Source organism: Paractinoplanes rhizophilus (genome assembly GCF_042664765.1).
In the GTDB taxonomy this organism is placed as follows: domain Bacteria; phylum Actinomycetota; class Actinomycetes; order Mycobacteriales; family Micromonosporaceae; genus Actinoplanes; species Actinoplanes rhizophilus.
Window position 1 is genome coordinate 1 of the sequence record NZ_JBHTBJ010000001.1, and the last position, 15,173, is coordinate 15,173.

The following is a 15,173-nucleotide window of genomic DNA, read 5'->3' on the forward strand; positions in this document are numbered from 1 at the left end:
CACGACACGCTGTCGAACACGTCCTGGCCTGGTCAGCCTTCCGGCAACTGTGCAACCAACGCGCCCGAGCCGCCCACTACCGCAAACGACTCGAACGCCTCGGAAGCTACGACCCGCCGTAGCAGTACTAGCCCGGCCAGGATCTCCCCGACCGCGTCCAGAGCCGCCCTGGCCTGCGCCGCACTGCGACACAACACCACACCGTCATCGGCGTAACGCACCAGCTCACCCACCCCACGGCGGGTCAACTCGGTATCCAGAACGTGCAGGAAGATGTTCGACAACAACGGCGAAATCACACCGCCCTGCGGAGTACCAGCGACCGTCCGCTGCACCCCACCATCGGCCATCACCCCCGCCTGCAGCCACATCCGTACCAACTTCAGCACCCGCCGATCCGACACCCGCCTCCCCACCTCGGCCAGCAAACGCGCATGGTCGATCTCGGTGAAGAAACTCGCGATGTCGAACTCCGCGACGAACACGCGGCCCTCGATGAAGCCCGTACGGACTCGCTCCATCGCCTGCGTCGCCGACCGCTTCGGCCGAAACCCATACGACACCGACAGAAAATCGGCCTCGAACACCGGTTCCAACACAAGTTTGGCCGCCTGCTGAGCCACCCGATCACGCACGGTCGGAATGCCTAACGGACGCCTACCACCATCTGATTTCGGGATCTCCACCCGACGCACCGGCGCCGGACGGTACGAGCCCGCGCGAAGGTCCCGGGCCAACTCGCCGAGCATCCGCTCGACCCCGTACCCCTCCACCTGCTCCAGGGTGATCCGATCCACCCCGGCCGCACCCTTGTTACGAAGCACCCGCAACCACGCCTCCCGCAGGACGTCACCCCTGCAGATACGGTCATACAGGGCGTGGAAACGCCGTTCCGGAGACTGCTTAGCCGGACATGGCCTTCGCCGTGAGATGAGCGGCTCGGCTCCTCCGTTGTGGGTGTGACGAGGCTGCAGGGTTCGCTTAACGCTACGGCCCGCGTGCTTGCTCCCTCCAAAGAGGCTCTTGACACCCCGCTCAGCCCGCCACCTCTCGACGACGAACCGGGGCCTGCTACCGGGCGCTCCGATACTTACCCGGACGGGACTTCCACCCGCAGGCCTGGACCAGCTTCCAGGACGCAACATCGACCCACCATAATCGGCCCGCGCCCGCCAAGCCCGCCGGCTCATCAGGCCGGCCAGACCCCGAAGCCCGCCGGGCCTCAGCCGGCGAACCGGCGCGCCCCGCCGCCCAAGCGCTTCGTGTCGCGCTTCGCCTCGTACATGGCGGCGTCGGCGCCCCGCATCAGCGCCTCGTACTCCTGGGCGTCGTCCGGGAAGAGCGCGATGCCGACGCTGCCGCCGATCCGCACCGGGTTGCCCTCGATGGTGAACGGCTCGCGCAGGCGGTCCACGATCCGGCCGGCCACCGCGGTGGCGACGTGGTCGTCGGGGTTGCGGGTGAGCAGGATGGCGAACTCGTCGCCGCCGAGGCGGGAGACCACGTCGTTGTCGCGGACCGCGCCGAGCAGCCGCTTGGCGACCTGCTGCAGCAGCGCGTCGCCGGCCTGGTGGCCCGCGGTGTCGTTGACCTCCTTGAAGCCGTTGAGGTCGAGCAGCATCAGCGCGACCCGGGTGCCGGTCGCGCCGGCCAGCTCGACGGCCTGCTCGGCCCGGTCGAGCAGGTATGACCGGTTGGGCAGCCCGGTCAGCGAGTCGTGGAAAGCCTGGTGGCTCAGCTGCGCGACGTGCGCCTGGGCGGCCTGCCGCATCCCGGCGCTGTCGACGATGAGCGCGCCCTCGACCGAAAGTTGCTCGGCCAGCAGGCGGTCGCGGCTGCTCCACTCGCGGGTGACGCCGGCGTCCCCACACATGATCATGCCGACCGCGCCGTGGGCGGAGAGCATCGGGATCGCGATGTACGACGTCAGCCCCATCATCTCGATGAAGCCGCCGGCCAGCCCGGACCCGCCCGCCTTGCCGACCAGGGCGGGCCGGCCCTCGGCGATGGCGCGCCACACCGTCGAATCGGTGGCCGGCTTGCCGATCAGGTGGTCGAACTTCGCTTCGCCGTCCGGGAGACCGATGCTGTGCACGTACCGGATGCGCTTTTCCGCGTCGAGAAGACATACCGCGCCGTATTCCGTGCGGAAGGCGTCGACGGCCGAGTCGACCAGGACGCGGCCGGCCTCCTCGACGCTGGTGGCGTCCATGCCCTGCTCGAAGAGCCGCCGCACGATGCTGGAGACGTGCGCCATGAACTGGCGCTGTTTCTCGGCCGCGAGTCCCTGCAGCGTGGTCGCGAAATGCAGGGCGAGTGGGGAGAGCGTGGCCAGGCGCAACAGGTCGAGGTGGGCGCCGGCGAGCAGCAGCACGCCGACCGTCTGCCCGCCGATGCGCAGGCGGATGGCCATCCGGTCGGCCTCGACCAGGGGTTTGGCGCCGGCCGCCATCCGGAACACCTTGCCCGAGATGAGCAGGTCACGCCCGCCCGGCTCGCCGAGCTGCGCGGTCGGGTTGAGCAGTCCGGTCTCCGAGTCGAGCTCGAAGACGGTCGCGGCGGTGAGCCCGGCGGCGGCCTTCAGGTACGGCTCGGCGACGTCGAGCACGTGCTGCACCGACGGCGTGTCCTTGGTCATGAACGTGACCAGCTCGGCGAGCAGCGCGTCCTGCGGGTCGCCGGTGGCCTCGGGGCCGGCCGGCGGGCCGAGGACGGCGGTGGGTCCGCTGCGCATGCTCACGGCTCTAAGAGTCGGCAACCGGGCCCGCCGCTTTATCGAGGCTCGGTCGCATTTGGGTTGCGCGCGTCACAACCGCTTGCCCCGTTGGACATAGATCCGGATGAAGCCTTGACGCAACCTGATCAACCTTGTTCAACTGTGTTTACTCCTGAGCGCACTCTTCCGCTCCGAAGGGAATTCGCGCGTGAAAAAACATTGGTTGTCAGCCGCGGGAATCGCCTCCGCCCTCGTTCTCACCGTTTCCTCCTCCGCCACCGCCTCCGGTTTCCACGATTCGACGGCATTCATCCCGCAGCCCGCCCCGGCGATCCCGGCCGCCGGCGGCTGGCACGCCGGCATCCCGCCGATCGCGACGCCGTGGACCGGCGAGGTCGGTCCCGGCAACGCGCTGCCCGAATACCCCCGCCCGCAGCTCACCCGGCCGAAGTGGCAGAACCTCAACGGCGTCTGGGAGTTCGGCAAGGCCGCCGCCGGCGAGGCGGTGCCCACCGGGAAGACGCTCGGCGAGCGCGTGCTCGTCCCGTACCCGATCGAATCCGCCCTTTCCGGCATCCAGCGGCACGAGGACCGCATGTGGTACCGCCGGACCTTCACGGTGCCGGCCGGGTGGAAGGTCGGCAGCGGCAACCGGCTGCAGTTGCATTTCGGGGCGGTCGACTACGACGCGAAAGTTTTCGTCAACGGCACGCAAGTCACCACGCATCGCGGCGGCTACGACGGCTTCGACGTGGACGTCACCGACGCGCTCACGGCCGGCGGCCCGCAGGAGCTCATCGTCTGGGCCGAGGACCTCACCGACGCGACCGGCCAGCCGATCGGCAAGCAGCGCCGCACCAGCGACCGCGGCATCTTCTACCAGGGCAGCTCCGGCATCTGGCGCACCGTCTGGATGGAGCCGGTCCCGGCCGCGAGCATCACGTCGCTCACGCTGACGCCGAACGTCCCGGCCGGCAACCTCAAGATCAAGGTCAACACCTCCGCGGGTACGGGTCTGCGCGTGCGTGCCGCCGCCCGGGGTGGCGGGTCCGTCACCGGCGCGGCCGACACCGACCTGACACTTCCGATGCCGCACGCGAAACTCTGGTCGCCGGACAACCCGTATCTGTACGACCTGTCGGTCGAGCTGCTCCGCGGAAACAAGACCGTCGACCTGGTCGGCTCGTACTTCGGCATGCGCCAGATCGGCACCGCGCCCGGCGCCGACGGAAAGCTGCGCATCACATTGAACGGAAAGATTCTGTTCAACATGGCAAACCTGGACCAGGGCTTCTGGCCGGACGGCCTGTACACCGCGCCCACCGACGACGCGCTCAAGTGGGACCTGCAGCAGGACAAGGCGCTCGGCTTCAACGCGGTGCGCAAGCACATCAAGGTCGAGCCCGACCGCTGGTACTACTGGGCCGACAAGCTCGGCCTGCTGGTCTGGCAGGACATGCCGGCCGCGAACACCGGGCCGATCCCGGCCGACTGGCGGGCGCAGTTCGAGGCCGAGCTGCACGAGATGGTCCGCGAGCACCAGTCGTGGACGTCGATCGTCGCCTGGGTCCCGTTCAACGAGGGCTGGGGCGAGTGGAGCAAGGAGGACACCGGCCGGATCGCGGACGAGGTCAAGGCCCAGGACCCGGCCCGGCTGGTCAACGCGCACAGCGGCGTCAACTGCTGCAACTCGCACGGCGACTCGGGCCGCGGCGACGTGATCGACTTCCACCAGTACCTCGGGCCGGCCACCCCCGCGCCGTCCGGCAACCGGGTCGCCATCGACGGCGAGCACGGCGGCTTCGGGCTCAAGGTCTCGAACCACATGTGGTTCGGCGACGGCCAGGCGTACGAGATGGAGCCCGACTCCCCCACCCTGACCGCGAAATATGTCGCGAACCAGGAGGCGGTCATCACCTCGGCCAAGTTCTGCGGCATCAGCGCGGCGATCTACACCCAGATCACCGACGTCGAGGCGGAGCTCAACGGCTTCTTCACCTACGACCGCCAGGTGGCCAAGATGGACCTGCGGCAGGTCCGCGCGATCAACCAGAAGATCATCAAGCAGGCGGACGGATCCGGGGCGAACGTCCCGCAGCCGCCGGCCGGCACGCCCGGCCTGACCGGGATCGCCTTCTGGCCGCTGGACGGCTCGTACGGCTCGCTGACCCCGGTCGGCAACGCCCCGTTCGTCGAGGGCCACAACGGGCAGGGCGTCGACCTCAACGGCGGCTTCCTCGACGCCGGCAAGCCGGTGCTCAACACGGCGTCGGACTACTCGGCCGCCGCCTGGGTCAAGCTGGACAAGGCCGACGGCGCCTTCCAGACCGTGGTCGGCCAGGACGGGGCCAGCAACAGCGACTTCTACCTGCAGTACTCCGGCGCCGACCAGCGTTTCGCGATGAGTTTCGCCGGGGTGCGCGCGCTGGCGCCGGTCAAGCCGGAGGTGGGCCGCTGGTACCACCTGGTCGGCGTCCGCGACACGGTCAAGGGCGAGCTGCGGCTCTACGTGGACGGCCGGCTGGCCGGCACCGCGAGCGCCTGCATGCCGCAGGCCGCGCCGACCGGAAACACCGTGATCGGCCGCGGAAAGTACGGCGGCAACCAGGTCGACTTCCTCGACGGCACGGTCGACCAGGTCCACCTGTACGACCGCGCGCTGTCCGCCGACGAGATCAGCCAGCTGTACGCGTCGGGCGAGTAACCGTCCTCGCCGGACCGGGAGGGCGGCCCGCCGGCCGCCCTCCCGCCGTCTGCGTGGTGGGTGTCAGCCGCGCGACCGCGGCAGGCAGCACTTCTTGTACTTCAGCCCCGACCCGCACCAGCAGGCCTCGTTGCGCTCGGGCGGCCACGGGATCCGCCCGGCCAACTGACGCGCGAACCCGGCGCGGGTCTGCGCCGAGGACGGGTCCCCCTCCGCGCCGGCGAAGCGGGTCAGGCCGGCCGCGGTCGCCGGGAGCAGGGCCAGACCGGTGCGCCCGGCCGCCGCCTGGCGGACCAGCTCGGTCTCCAGGTGGGCGCGGTGCTCGTCCCAGTCCGCGCCGTACGCCTCGGACAGCGCCGGCCACTGCGCGAGCACCTTGCCGAGCTCGGCCTCCGGGAAGAAGACCAGATCCTCGGCCGGGCGGGCGGCCGCGCCGGCGAGCCGGGTCTCCAGCCGGTCGGCCAGATTGTCGTGGTGGTCGTGCGGCAGTCCGAGCGCGTGCCGGGTGCGGTGGCGCTGCTGGAGGAGGAAGAACAGCAGCCCGGCGTCCTCGGCACTGGCCGGCTCGGCGGGCTGGTCGCGATCGGCCAGCACGGCCCGCACCGCCTCGGTCAGCCACTCCTCGGCGAGCCGGGTCCGCCCGCCCGCGGCGAGCGCGGCGCTGACGTACGCGGCGGCGTCCGGGTGCTGGGTGAGCAGCGGGCGGAGCGCCTCGAGATCGGTCATCGCGTCGGCGCTACGGCCGGTGCGGAACAGGATGCGGGCCCGCAGCGCCCGGGCGGCGCCGGCCCGCGGGTCGTCCCCCGTCCCGTACGCCTCGACGGCCCGTCCGGCGTACCGCAGGGCGGCGTCGAGCTTGTTCCGGCTCTCCGCGATCTCGGCGGCGAGCGCCAGGGCGTACCCGGCGTCGGCCTGGTCCGCGAGGCGCCCGGCCGCCGCGGCTTCGGCCAGGTCGGCGGCCACCCCGAGCGGGTCGGCCGCGCCGAGGGCGGACTGCCGGATCGCGGTGAGGTCGGCGCTGGTCAGATCGGCTTTTTCAGACACGCCGCCACGCTACAGCGACGCGTACGCATATCGCTGTTGATCTGGGTCTCACTCGCCGGTGTCGGGGACGGTCTCCAGCAGCGCGGCGGCGATCTTCGCGGCCGGATCGGCGAGGGTTTCGTTGAGGCGGAAGAACATTTCCTGCGCCTCGACCGCCGGCCATTGCGACGGCAGGTGCGAGACCGGCAGGCGCGGGTCGCGGCGGATGATCTGCAGCCAGTCGGTGACCAGCAGCAGCTTCGTGGCGAGCGGGTCGTCGAACGCGGGGTCGGCCGACCAGCGGGCGAGGAAATCCTCGTAGCGGGCGGCCAGCGCGGGCAGGTCGTAGGCGCCGGCGATCATCTCGGCGACGTCGGTGGAGGGGTCGGCGGTGCCGCGGAACACGCGGATGTGGCCGGCCAGCAGGTGGGAGACGTCGGGCGCGCCGGGCGCGATCCACAGCCCGCCCTGCACCGGGCCGAATCCCGACCACGCCAGCGAGGCGCGCAGGTCGTGGCGTTCCCGCTGGCGCTCGCCGGGCAGCGAGAAGGCCAGCAGCGTCCAGGTGCCGTCCCAGTCGCGGTTGACCGCGCCGGTCTGCCACAGGCGCACCGCGCCGTCGCGCAGGACCCGGGTGCTGTGCGGGGTGAGCCCGAAATACATTCGGCGGCCGCTGCGCTGGCGGCGCAGCAGGCCCCGGGCCGTCATGCGGGTCAGGGTCGAGCGGGTGGCCTCCTCGGAGACGCCCGCGCGGGCCAGCACGTCGATGACGCTTCCGGAGTAGACGCAGACGCCGTGGTCGAACAGGTGCTCGCCGAGGAAGGTCAGCATGATCGCCGAGGCGGAGGCGGATGGTGGGGCCACGACCGGCACAGTACCGGCGATCTTGGCGGCATGTGCAGTGATGTCGGGCAGATTGTTGACCAGCGTCAAAAAAGCGCCTAACTTGGCGGCACCCGTTCCTGAGTACACCGGAGGTACTCATGCGACGTCCTCTGGCCGTCATGGCCGCGCTACTCCTACTTCTTCCCGCCGCTTGCGGCGACAACGATGACAATGACGGCGGCGGCGGCAAAGCCGGCGACCCGTTGAAGATCGGCCTGATCGTTTCCCTGACCGGCAACTACGCCCCGCTGGGCAGCGAGGACGAGAAGTCCGTCAAGCTCGCCGTCCAGCAGATCAACGACGCGGGCGGCCTGCTCGGCCGTCAGATCGAGCTCACCGTCCGCGACGACAAGAGCCAGCCCGAGCAGTCGGTGCTCAGCTTCAACGACCTCAAGGGCGCCGGCGTGGCCGCGGTGATCGGTTCGCCGTTCTCCAACTCGGCGCTGGCCACCATCCCGCAGGTCGACCGGGCGAAACTTCCCTACGTGTCGCTCACCCCGGCCGACGAGCAGGTCAACCCCATTCATCCGTACGTCTTCGTGGTCCCCGCCACGTCGGCCACCTACGCCGACCGGATCCTGCAGTACTACCAGGCACAGGGATTCACGAAAGTTGCCGTCGCGCACGACAGCCGCTCCTCGTACGCGAACGCCGGCACCGCCGGCATGAAGGCGAAAGCGGCGCAGTACGGCGTGACCCTCGTCGCCGACGAGGAGTTCCAGACCTCCACCACCGAGTTCGGCGCGATCATCAACCACGTCAAGTCGTCGGGCGCGCAGGCACTGACCGTGTGGGCGACCGGCCCGCCCGGCGTCGCTTTCGCGAAACAGTACGCCAGCGCCGGCGTCGACATCCCGCTGATGTTCACCGGCTCGCAGGCCAGCTCGTTGTGGCTCAAGCCGGCCGGCCCGGCCGCCGAGGGCGTCTTCGTGGCCAGCTCGATCGCGGTCGTCGGCGACTCCCTGCCGGACGGCGAGCAGAAGAAGGCGATCGAGGAGCTCTCGAAACCCTTCGCCACCCAGTACGGCTACCCGCCGCCGCAGTTCGCGGCCGACGGCTACGCCGGCATGAAGCTGCTCGCCGCGGCCGTCACGAAGGCGAACAGCGACGACCCCGCGAAGATCCAGGCCGCTTTCGAGGGGTTGACGCTGCTCACCCCGAACGGCACCTACAAGTACACGGCCACCGACCACGCCGGACTGACCTCCGACTACATCTCCATCAACCAGGTGAAGGACGGGAAGTTCGTCCCGACCGACTGGGCGAAGGGGAAACTGCCCGCGTGAGCGTGCTGCTCGAGGTGGAGGGCGCGACCCGGCGCTTCGGCGGGGTCTTCGCGCTGCGCGACGTCGGCCTGGATGTCCGGGCCGGCGAGACGCACGCGGTGATCGGCCCGAACGGCGCCGGGAAGTCCACCCTGTTCAAGCTGATCGGCGGTCAGCTGGTGCCGACCGCCGGCACGATCGGGTACGACGGCGAGCGCATCGACCGGCTCGCCCCGCACCGGCGGGCCCGGCGCGGCATCGCCATCGCGTTCCAGGACGCGCCCGTCTTCCACGGGCTGACGGTCGCCGAGAACGTGATGGTCGGCGCGCACGCCGTCACCCGGGCCGGCCCGCTCGCGGCGGTGCTGCGGCTGCCGCGGCACCGCCGGGAGGAGAAGTCGATCCGGGCCCTGGCGTTCGCGGCGCTCGAGCGGGTCGGCCTGGCCGATCAGGCGGACCGGCCCGCCGACGGGCTGCCGCTCGGGCAACAGCGGGCGTTGCAGGTGGCCCGCGCCCTGTGCGGCAAGCCACGGTTGCTGCTGCTCGATGAGCCGGCGTCGGGGCTGCGCGGGCCGGAGCGGTCCGCGCTCGCCGGGCTCATCGAGCAGCTGCGCGGCGAGGGCCTGTCGATCCTGCTGGTCGAGCACGACGTGGCGTTCGTGGCCCGGCTCGCCGACCGGGTGACCGTCCTCGACCTCGGCCGGGTCATCGCGTCCGGAACCTTCCAGGAGATCCGCGCCGACGAGCGCGTCATAGCGGCCTATCTGGGCGGCGCCGATCTGGATGGCGCCGATCCGGACAGCATCGATCCGGACAGCACCGATCCGGGTGGCGCCGCATGATCCGGGTCGACCGGCTGACCGTGCGGTACGGTGCCGCGACCGCGCTCGACGGGGTGAGCCTGTCGGTGGCGGCGGGCGAGATGGTGGCGCTGATCGGGCCCAACGGCGCCGGGAAGTCGACTCTGGTCAACACGCTGTGCGGGCTGCGGAAACCGGCCGCGGGAACTTTCGCCGTGGACGGGAAACTTGCGCTGGTGCCGGAGGGCCGTCACCTGTTCGCGCCGCTGACCGTCGACGACAACCTGCGGCTCGGCGCGTGGCGCAGCGGCTCCCGGGACACCGCGCACATCTACGCGTTGCTGCCCGAGCTCACGAAACTGCGCAAGCGGCAGGCCGGGAAACTTTCCGGCGGGGAGCAGCAGATGGTAGCGCTCGGCCGGGCCCTGATGAGCCGGCCCGACGTGCTGGTCATCGACGAGATGTCGCTGGGCCTGGCGCCGCGGGTGGTCGCCGGCCTCGCCGGGCACCTGCGGGAGCGCAACGCGGCCGACGGGCTGGCGGTGCTGCTGATCGAGCAGAACGCGCGGCTCGCCCTCGACCTCTGCGACAAGGCCTACGTGCTGGAGGCGGGGCGTATCGTCGCCGAAGGACCGTCCGCCGAACTGGCCGGCAGCGCCGAAGTGGCCGCCGCCTACCTGGGGCTGGAGGCCTGATGGGCGAGCTGGCGCAGTACCTGATCACGGGCGTGGGCATCGGCTGCGCGTACGCGCTGACCGGCAGCGGCCTGGTGGTCATCTACCGGGTCACCCGGGTCGTCAACTTCGCGCAGGGAAGTTTCGCGGTCTTCGCCGCGCTGACCGTCACCACGCTGCTCGCGGGCGGGCTGCCGCACGGCCTGGCCGAGGCCCTCGCGGTGCTGATCGCCGGCCTGATCGGGCTGGTCGTGGGCCTGGTCGCGACGGGCAAGCCGGGCACCACCCCGCAGGCCGCGCTGATCGTCACGCTGGGGCTCGGCGTTCTCGCGTACGCGATCGAGATCCTGCTCTGGGGCGACCAGCCGCGGTCGTTCGCGGGCCTGCCGGGCTCGGTGACCGTGCTCGGCGGCCGGATCCAGACGCACTATCTGCTGATCATCGGAGTGACGGCGGTCGTGCTGGCCGCGACGGCGCTGCTGTTCGCCCGCACCGACCTGGGCAAGGCGCTCACCGCGACGGCCGCCGATCCCTACGCGGCGCGCGTACTCGGGATCAGCGTGCTGCGCATGGGCCTGCTGGCGTTCGCGGCCGGGGGCGCGCTCGGCGGGCTGGCCGGGGTGCTGGTCACGCCGGTGCAGCAAGTTTCCTTCGACAGCGACGTGGCGCTCGTCGTCAACGGCTTCTCGGCGGCGATCCTCGGCAACCTGACCCGGCCCGGCCTGACGCTCGTCGGCGGGTTGCTGCTCGGTGTGGTGCAGGCGCTGGTCGGCGGCTATCTGAGCACCTCGTACCAGACGGAGGTCGCGCTGATCTTCATGCTCGCCGTGCTGATCGTCCGGGCCGGCCGCCGCGACGTGGTGGAGGCGGCGGCGTGAACCAGACCATGCTGATCCTGCTCAGCCTCTCCGCGATGTCGGTGGTCGGGCTTTCGCTGCTGATGGGCTACGCCGGGCAGGTCTCGCTGGGCCAGGCGTCGTTCTACGCGATCGGCGCCTACACCGCCGGGCTGCTCTCGCTGCACGGCGTGCCGACCCTCGCCGGGCTGCTTCTCGCGCCGGTGGCCGCCGCCGCCGCGGCCGTGATCGTGGGCGTGCCGATCCTGCGGCTGCGCGGGCATCAGCTCGCTTTCGCGACGCTCGCGCTGCAGCTCATCCTGCTGTCCGTGCTCGGCGACGCGGACTGGGCGGGCGGCGCGATCGGCTTGCAGGGCCTGCCCTACCTGTCGATCGGCGGCTTCGAGCTCGACGAAAATCGCCATTACCTGTTTCTGGTGCTGGCCGGCGTCGTGCTGGTCAGCCTGGTCGCCCGCAACCTCGTGCGCTCGCGCGTCGGACGCGGGCTGCGCGCGCTCGCCACCGGCGAGATGGCGGCCGAGGCCAGCGGGGTGCCGGTCGGCGCGTACCGATTGCTGGTCTTCGCCGTCTCGGCGGCCTTCGCCGGCCTCGCCGGCGGCATCTACGCCTTCTTCCTGGGATACCTGGCGCCGGGTTCGTTCCCGGTGCTGCTGTCCATCGAGTACGTCGTGATGGCGGTCGTCGGCGGGATCGGCAGCATCGCCGGCGCCCTCGTCGGCGCGGCGCTGATCACCCTCGTGGTGCAGCTGCTCACGACGCTCGCCACCCAGCCGGGCATGCCCGAGTACGCGCCGAGCGTGCTGTCGTACGCCGTCTATGCGCTGCTGCTGATCGCCGTGGTGCTCTTCGTGCCCGGCGGCATCGTCCCCACCCTGCGCAGGAGGACACCATGGGCCGATTCGCTGCCCTCGTGGCGGCCGTTCCGCTTGCTCTCACCCTCACGGCCGCCGCGCCGGCCCACGCCGGCGTCACCCAGCACACCGGCGCCGCCATCGAGCTCGCCGGCAGCCAGCTCACCGACATCCAACTCACCGACATCCAACTCACCGGCGCCCGCGCCGGCGCCGCCGGCCAGCGGCACCCCGGCACCTCCGTCGCCCAACGCGTCGTGGGCGGCGCTGCCCGGCTCGCCCACGCCGGAGCCCGGCAGTACACCGGAACCCTCGCCGACGGCGCCACCTGGATCGCCGACGTCCCCGCCCACTGGCGCGGCACCCTGATCCTGTACAGCCACGGCTTCGGCACGCTCACCGCCGCGAACGCGCCCGACCCGGCATCGAAGCAGGCCCTGCTCGACCGCGGTTACGCGCTCGTCGGCTCCTCCTACGACCCGAACGGGTCGCTGTGGGCCCTCGAGAGCGCGACGCGCGACCAGTTCGCCGCCCTCGCCGCCGTCGAGCGGATCGCCGGAAAGCCGCGGACGACCATCGCGCTCGGCACCTCGATGGGCGGCCTGATCAGCACCCAGGAGGCGGAGCGCGCCGGCCGGCGGCTGGACGCCGCGGTCTCCACCTGCGGACTGCTCGGCGGTGGCATCGACCTGAACAACTATCAGCTCGACGGCGAGTACGCCCTGTCCCGGCTGCTCGGGGTCGACGTGCCGCTGGTGCGGTACGCGAGCCCCGCCGACGGCGCCGTCGCCGCGTCCCAGCTGGCCGCCGCGGCCACCGCCGCCCAGGACACCGCCGCCGGCCGCGCCCGGGTCGCGCTGGGCACCGCCCTGCTCAACATGCCGACCTGGTCGGACGCCCAGGCCGCGCCGCCCCGGGACGCCGCGGGGATCGCACGTGCCCAGTACGACTGGCTGGTCGCCACGCTTGGGTTCATCATGCCGTCGCGCTATTTCATCGAACTCAGCGCCGGCGGGAACGCGTCGTGGAACGTCGGCGTGAACTACGCGTCGCTGCTCGCGCGGTCGCCGTACCGCTCCATGGTGGAGTCGCTGTACCGGGCCGCCGGCCTCTCGCTCGCGGCCGATCTGCACACGCTCACCCGCGACGCGTCGGTCCGGGCCGACCGCGCCGCCGTGGCGTCGCTGGCCCGCACGTCGACGGTGACCGGCCGGCTGGACGTGCCGATGCTGACCATGCACACCCTCTACGACCAGCTGGCGCCGGTCGAGTACGAGAACCGGTACGCCCAGCAGGCGCACGGCTGGTTGCTCCGGCAGGCGTACGTCGCGCGGCGCGGCCACTGCTCGTTCACGGCGTCGGAGCTGGTCGCGGCGGTCCGGGCGGCCGAGCATCGCGCGGTCACCGGCCGCTGGGACGGCACCGCGACCACGGCCGGCCTGCAGGCGGCGGCCTTGCGGCTGGGGCTGGGCGACGCGCCGGCGTTCGTCGACTTCCGCCCGGGGCCGCTGGTCAGTCACCGCTCGCTCCGCTGACCGGCCCGTCCGAGGGCCCACCGCCGCCCCGCTCCGAGTCACCGGCCACCCGCGATACACCGGCGGCCCGCGATACACCGGCGGCCCGCGATACACCGGCGGCCAAGGGGAGCCCGGGCCCGCATTCACCGGCGGCCCGGGGGTCCCGGCGGCGCTTCATCGGCCGGCCAGCAGCGCGCGGATCCGTTCCACCGCGCGGCCGAAATAACGGTGCCCGACCGGCCGGGTCAGGAAGTCGGCCAGCGCGAACAGGTCGAGCGCCCGGCTGAGCTCCCGCCAGTCCGGCGGGAGCTCGCCACCGCCGTCCCGGAAACCGGCCAGGAAACTTTCCACGAAACCGGGGCGGCGCGGGAAGCGCAACATGTTGCCCACGTCGACCAGCGGGGTGCTGCTGAAGGCGTACTCGAAATCGAGAACGGCCGTGACCCGCTCGCCCACCGCGAGAATGTTCTTGGGGTTGTAGTCGGAATGCACCAGGCGGCGGCTGCCGGCCAGCACCGCCAGCCGGGGCGTGGCCTCCTCGGCGTAGCGCCGCAACGCGTCCTGCTCGGCCGGGCTGAGGTGGCCGTGCGCGTTGCCCTCGCGCAGACAGCGGTCCACGAAGAGATCCAGGCCCATCGTCGGCTCGATGCCGTCGGGCTCGAGCTTGCCGTCCGCGAAGAACCCGGGCGCGCCGAAGGTCACCCCGCCCAGGCGGGCCAGCACGAGACCCACGTCCCGGCCGTGCGCCGGATCCTCGCTCACCGGGGCGCCCTCGGCGAAGACCGACAGCAGGACCGGCTCGCCGGCCTGTTTGCCGGACTCGTCGGCGGCCACCACCTCGGGCACCGGGATCACCCCGGCCAGCCGCCGGGCCAGGGCCGCCTCGACCGCGCACCGGTTGGCGCCCAGGTAGCGCCGGACCACGAACCGGCGGTCGTCGTCCGTCGTGATCAGCACGTTGTCGTTGCTGTAGCCGCCGGTCAGCGTCCGCTCGGTGGTCAGCCGCCGGCCGGGCAGCGCCTCGGTCTCGATCCAGTCCCGCAGTGTCGGCTCCATCCCGACATGATCTACCGGAACGCGCCGAGGTACACGCTGTGGTCGGAGTAGCCGGTGTTCGCGCTGGCCACCCCGGCCGGGGCGAGGAATCCGCGGCTGCCGAACAGGTAGTCGATCTTCCGGTTCGGGCGGGACAGGAACGTCGGCAGGCCGTTCTTGCGGCCGGCGTTGGCCTCGCGGAACGCGGCGTAGAACGCGTCCAGGTCGGCGCTGTCCGGCGCCACGTTGAGGTCACCGCCGAACAGCACCGGCCGGTGCGACGCGATCGGCACGAGCCAGCGCCGCAGCGCGCCCAGCTGGATCGGGAGGTTGGGCCCGAGCGCGGTGTGCGTCGTCACCGCGAACAGCGTGCGCCCGGGCAGCCGCACGGTGACGCCGAGGACCACCCGGCCCTCCTGGTGTCGGCCGTAGGGGCTGGGCAGCTTGTAGAGCACCTTGCCGGCCATCGTCCCGCGCGCGAGGATCGCGATCCCGAAGCCGGTGCCGTGCTTGCGGTCGTAGTCGTCGCATCGCCCGCCGGTGGACGCCCGCGCGAACTCGGCCCGGTACCCGTAGCGGGCGAGCCGGTCGCGGATCCCCAGGAACTGCGAGTAGCAGAGCTCCTGGAGCATCGCCACCGAGGCGCCCAGGGCGCGGACCTGGTAGGCGATGTTGCCGGCCGTGGCGCCGACCTCGCCGTGCCGACAGACGTTACCGCAGACGTTGAACGTCACCGCCTGGACCGCCGCCGGCCGGGCGGCATGCGCGGGCGCGCCCACCAGCACGGACAGAACGGCGGTGACGAGCGCCAGCACAAGCCGAATTCGCATGCCGGGAGGTTCGGTT

Annotated in this window: 12 protein-coding genes; 6 read left to right on the forward strand and 6 right to left on the reverse strand. The window is 71.7% G+C overall.

Annotation, left to right across the window (positions count from 1 at the left end; translation table 11 throughout):
• Window positions 1-32: 32 nt before the first annotated feature.
• Window positions 33-1,190 (reverse strand): group II intron reverse transcriptase/maturase, encoded by a 1,158-nt coding sequence (gene ltrA, locus ACFQS1_RS00005; RefSeq protein ID WP_378963731.1) that lies wholly within the window; start codon window positions 1,188-1,190, stop codon window positions 33-35.
• Window positions 1,191-1,222: 32 nt separating this feature from the next.
• Window positions 1,223-2,734 carry a diguanylate cyclase domain-containing protein gene (locus tag ACFQS1_RS00010; RefSeq protein WP_378964610.1) on the reverse strand — a complete coding sequence of 504 codons (1,512 nt, stop codon included), beginning with the start codon at window positions 2,732-2,734 and terminating at the stop codon, window positions 1,223-1,225.
• 205 nt (window positions 2,735-2,939) lie between these two features.
• Here ACFQS1_RS00010 and ACFQS1_RS00015 point away from each other — a divergent pair, with 205 nt between their 5' ends.
• Window positions 2,940-5,420, forward strand: coding sequence for a LamG-like jellyroll fold domain-containing protein (locus ACFQS1_RS00015; protein ID WP_378963732.1), 2,481 nt, complete (start codon window positions 2,940-2,942; stop codon window positions 5,418-5,420).
• 63 nt (window positions 5,421-5,483) lie between these two features.
• Here the strand turns inward: ACFQS1_RS00015 and ACFQS1_RS00020 are convergent, their stop codons facing one another.
• Window positions 5,484-6,464 carry an SEC-C domain-containing protein gene (locus tag ACFQS1_RS00020; protein ID WP_378963733.1) on the reverse strand — a complete coding sequence of 327 codons (981 nt, stop codon included), beginning with the start codon at window positions 6,462-6,464 and terminating at the stop codon, window positions 5,484-5,486.
• 48 nt (window positions 6,465-6,512) lie between these two features.
• On the reverse strand, window positions 6,513-7,307 hold the full coding sequence (locus ACFQS1_RS00025; RefSeq protein WP_378963734.1) for a PaaX family transcriptional regulator: 795 nt from the start codon (window positions 7,305-7,307) through the stop codon (window positions 6,513-6,515).
• 119 nt (window positions 7,308-7,426) lie between these two features.
• Here ACFQS1_RS00025 and ACFQS1_RS00030 point away from each other — a divergent pair, with 119 nt between their 5' ends.
• From ACFQS1_RS00030 to ACFQS1_RS00050, 5 genes are read left to right on the forward strand one after another with little or no spacing between them, the layout of a single operon-like run.
• Window positions 7,427-8,614, forward strand: coding sequence for an ABC transporter substrate-binding protein (locus ACFQS1_RS00030; protein WP_378963735.1), 1,188 nt, complete (start codon window positions 7,427-7,429; stop codon window positions 8,612-8,614).
• The gene (locus ACFQS1_RS00035; RefSeq protein ID WP_378963736.1) at window positions 8,611-9,435 is read left to right on the forward strand and encodes an ABC transporter ATP-binding protein; all 825 of its coding nucleotides are present in this window, start codon (window positions 8,611-8,613) and stop codon (window positions 9,433-9,435) included. Before ACFQS1_RS00030 ends, ACFQS1_RS00035 begins: the two co-directional genes overlap by 4 nt.
• Window positions 9,432-10,088, forward strand: a complete 657-nt coding sequence (locus tag ACFQS1_RS00040) for an ABC transporter ATP-binding protein (protein WP_378963737.1) — start codon at window positions 9,432-9,434, stop codon at window positions 10,086-10,088. The genes ACFQS1_RS00035 and ACFQS1_RS00040 overlap by 4 nt, the downstream gene beginning before the upstream one ends.
• Window positions 10,088-10,945: a branched-chain amino acid ABC transporter permease gene (locus tag ACFQS1_RS00045; protein ID WP_378963739.1), complete on the forward strand. Its 858-nt coding sequence runs from the start codon at window positions 10,088-10,090 to the stop codon at window positions 10,943-10,945. Before ACFQS1_RS00040 ends, ACFQS1_RS00045 begins: the two co-directional genes overlap by 1 nt.
• Window positions 10,942-12,144 carry a branched-chain amino acid ABC transporter permease gene (locus tag ACFQS1_RS00050; RefSeq protein ID WP_378963740.1) on the forward strand — a complete coding sequence of 401 codons (1,203 nt, stop codon included), beginning with the start codon at window positions 10,942-10,944 and terminating at the stop codon, window positions 12,142-12,144. Before ACFQS1_RS00045 ends, ACFQS1_RS00050 begins: the two co-directional genes overlap by 4 nt.
• A gap of 1,322 nt (window positions 12,145-13,466) precedes the next feature.
• On the opposite strand, the gene ACFQS1_RS00055 is transcribed toward ACFQS1_RS00050, so the two are convergent.
• Window positions 13,467-14,348, reverse strand: coding sequence for a phosphotransferase family protein (locus ACFQS1_RS00055; protein ID WP_378963741.1), 882 nt, complete (start codon window positions 14,346-14,348; stop codon window positions 13,467-13,469).
• An 11-nt stretch (window positions 14,349-14,359) separates the two neighbouring features.
• Entirely contained in the window at window positions 14,360-15,157 is a 798-nt protein-coding gene (locus tag ACFQS1_RS00060; RefSeq protein WP_378963742.1) for an endonuclease/exonuclease/phosphatase family protein, read from the reverse strand.
• Window positions 15,158-15,173 lie beyond the last annotated feature (16 nt).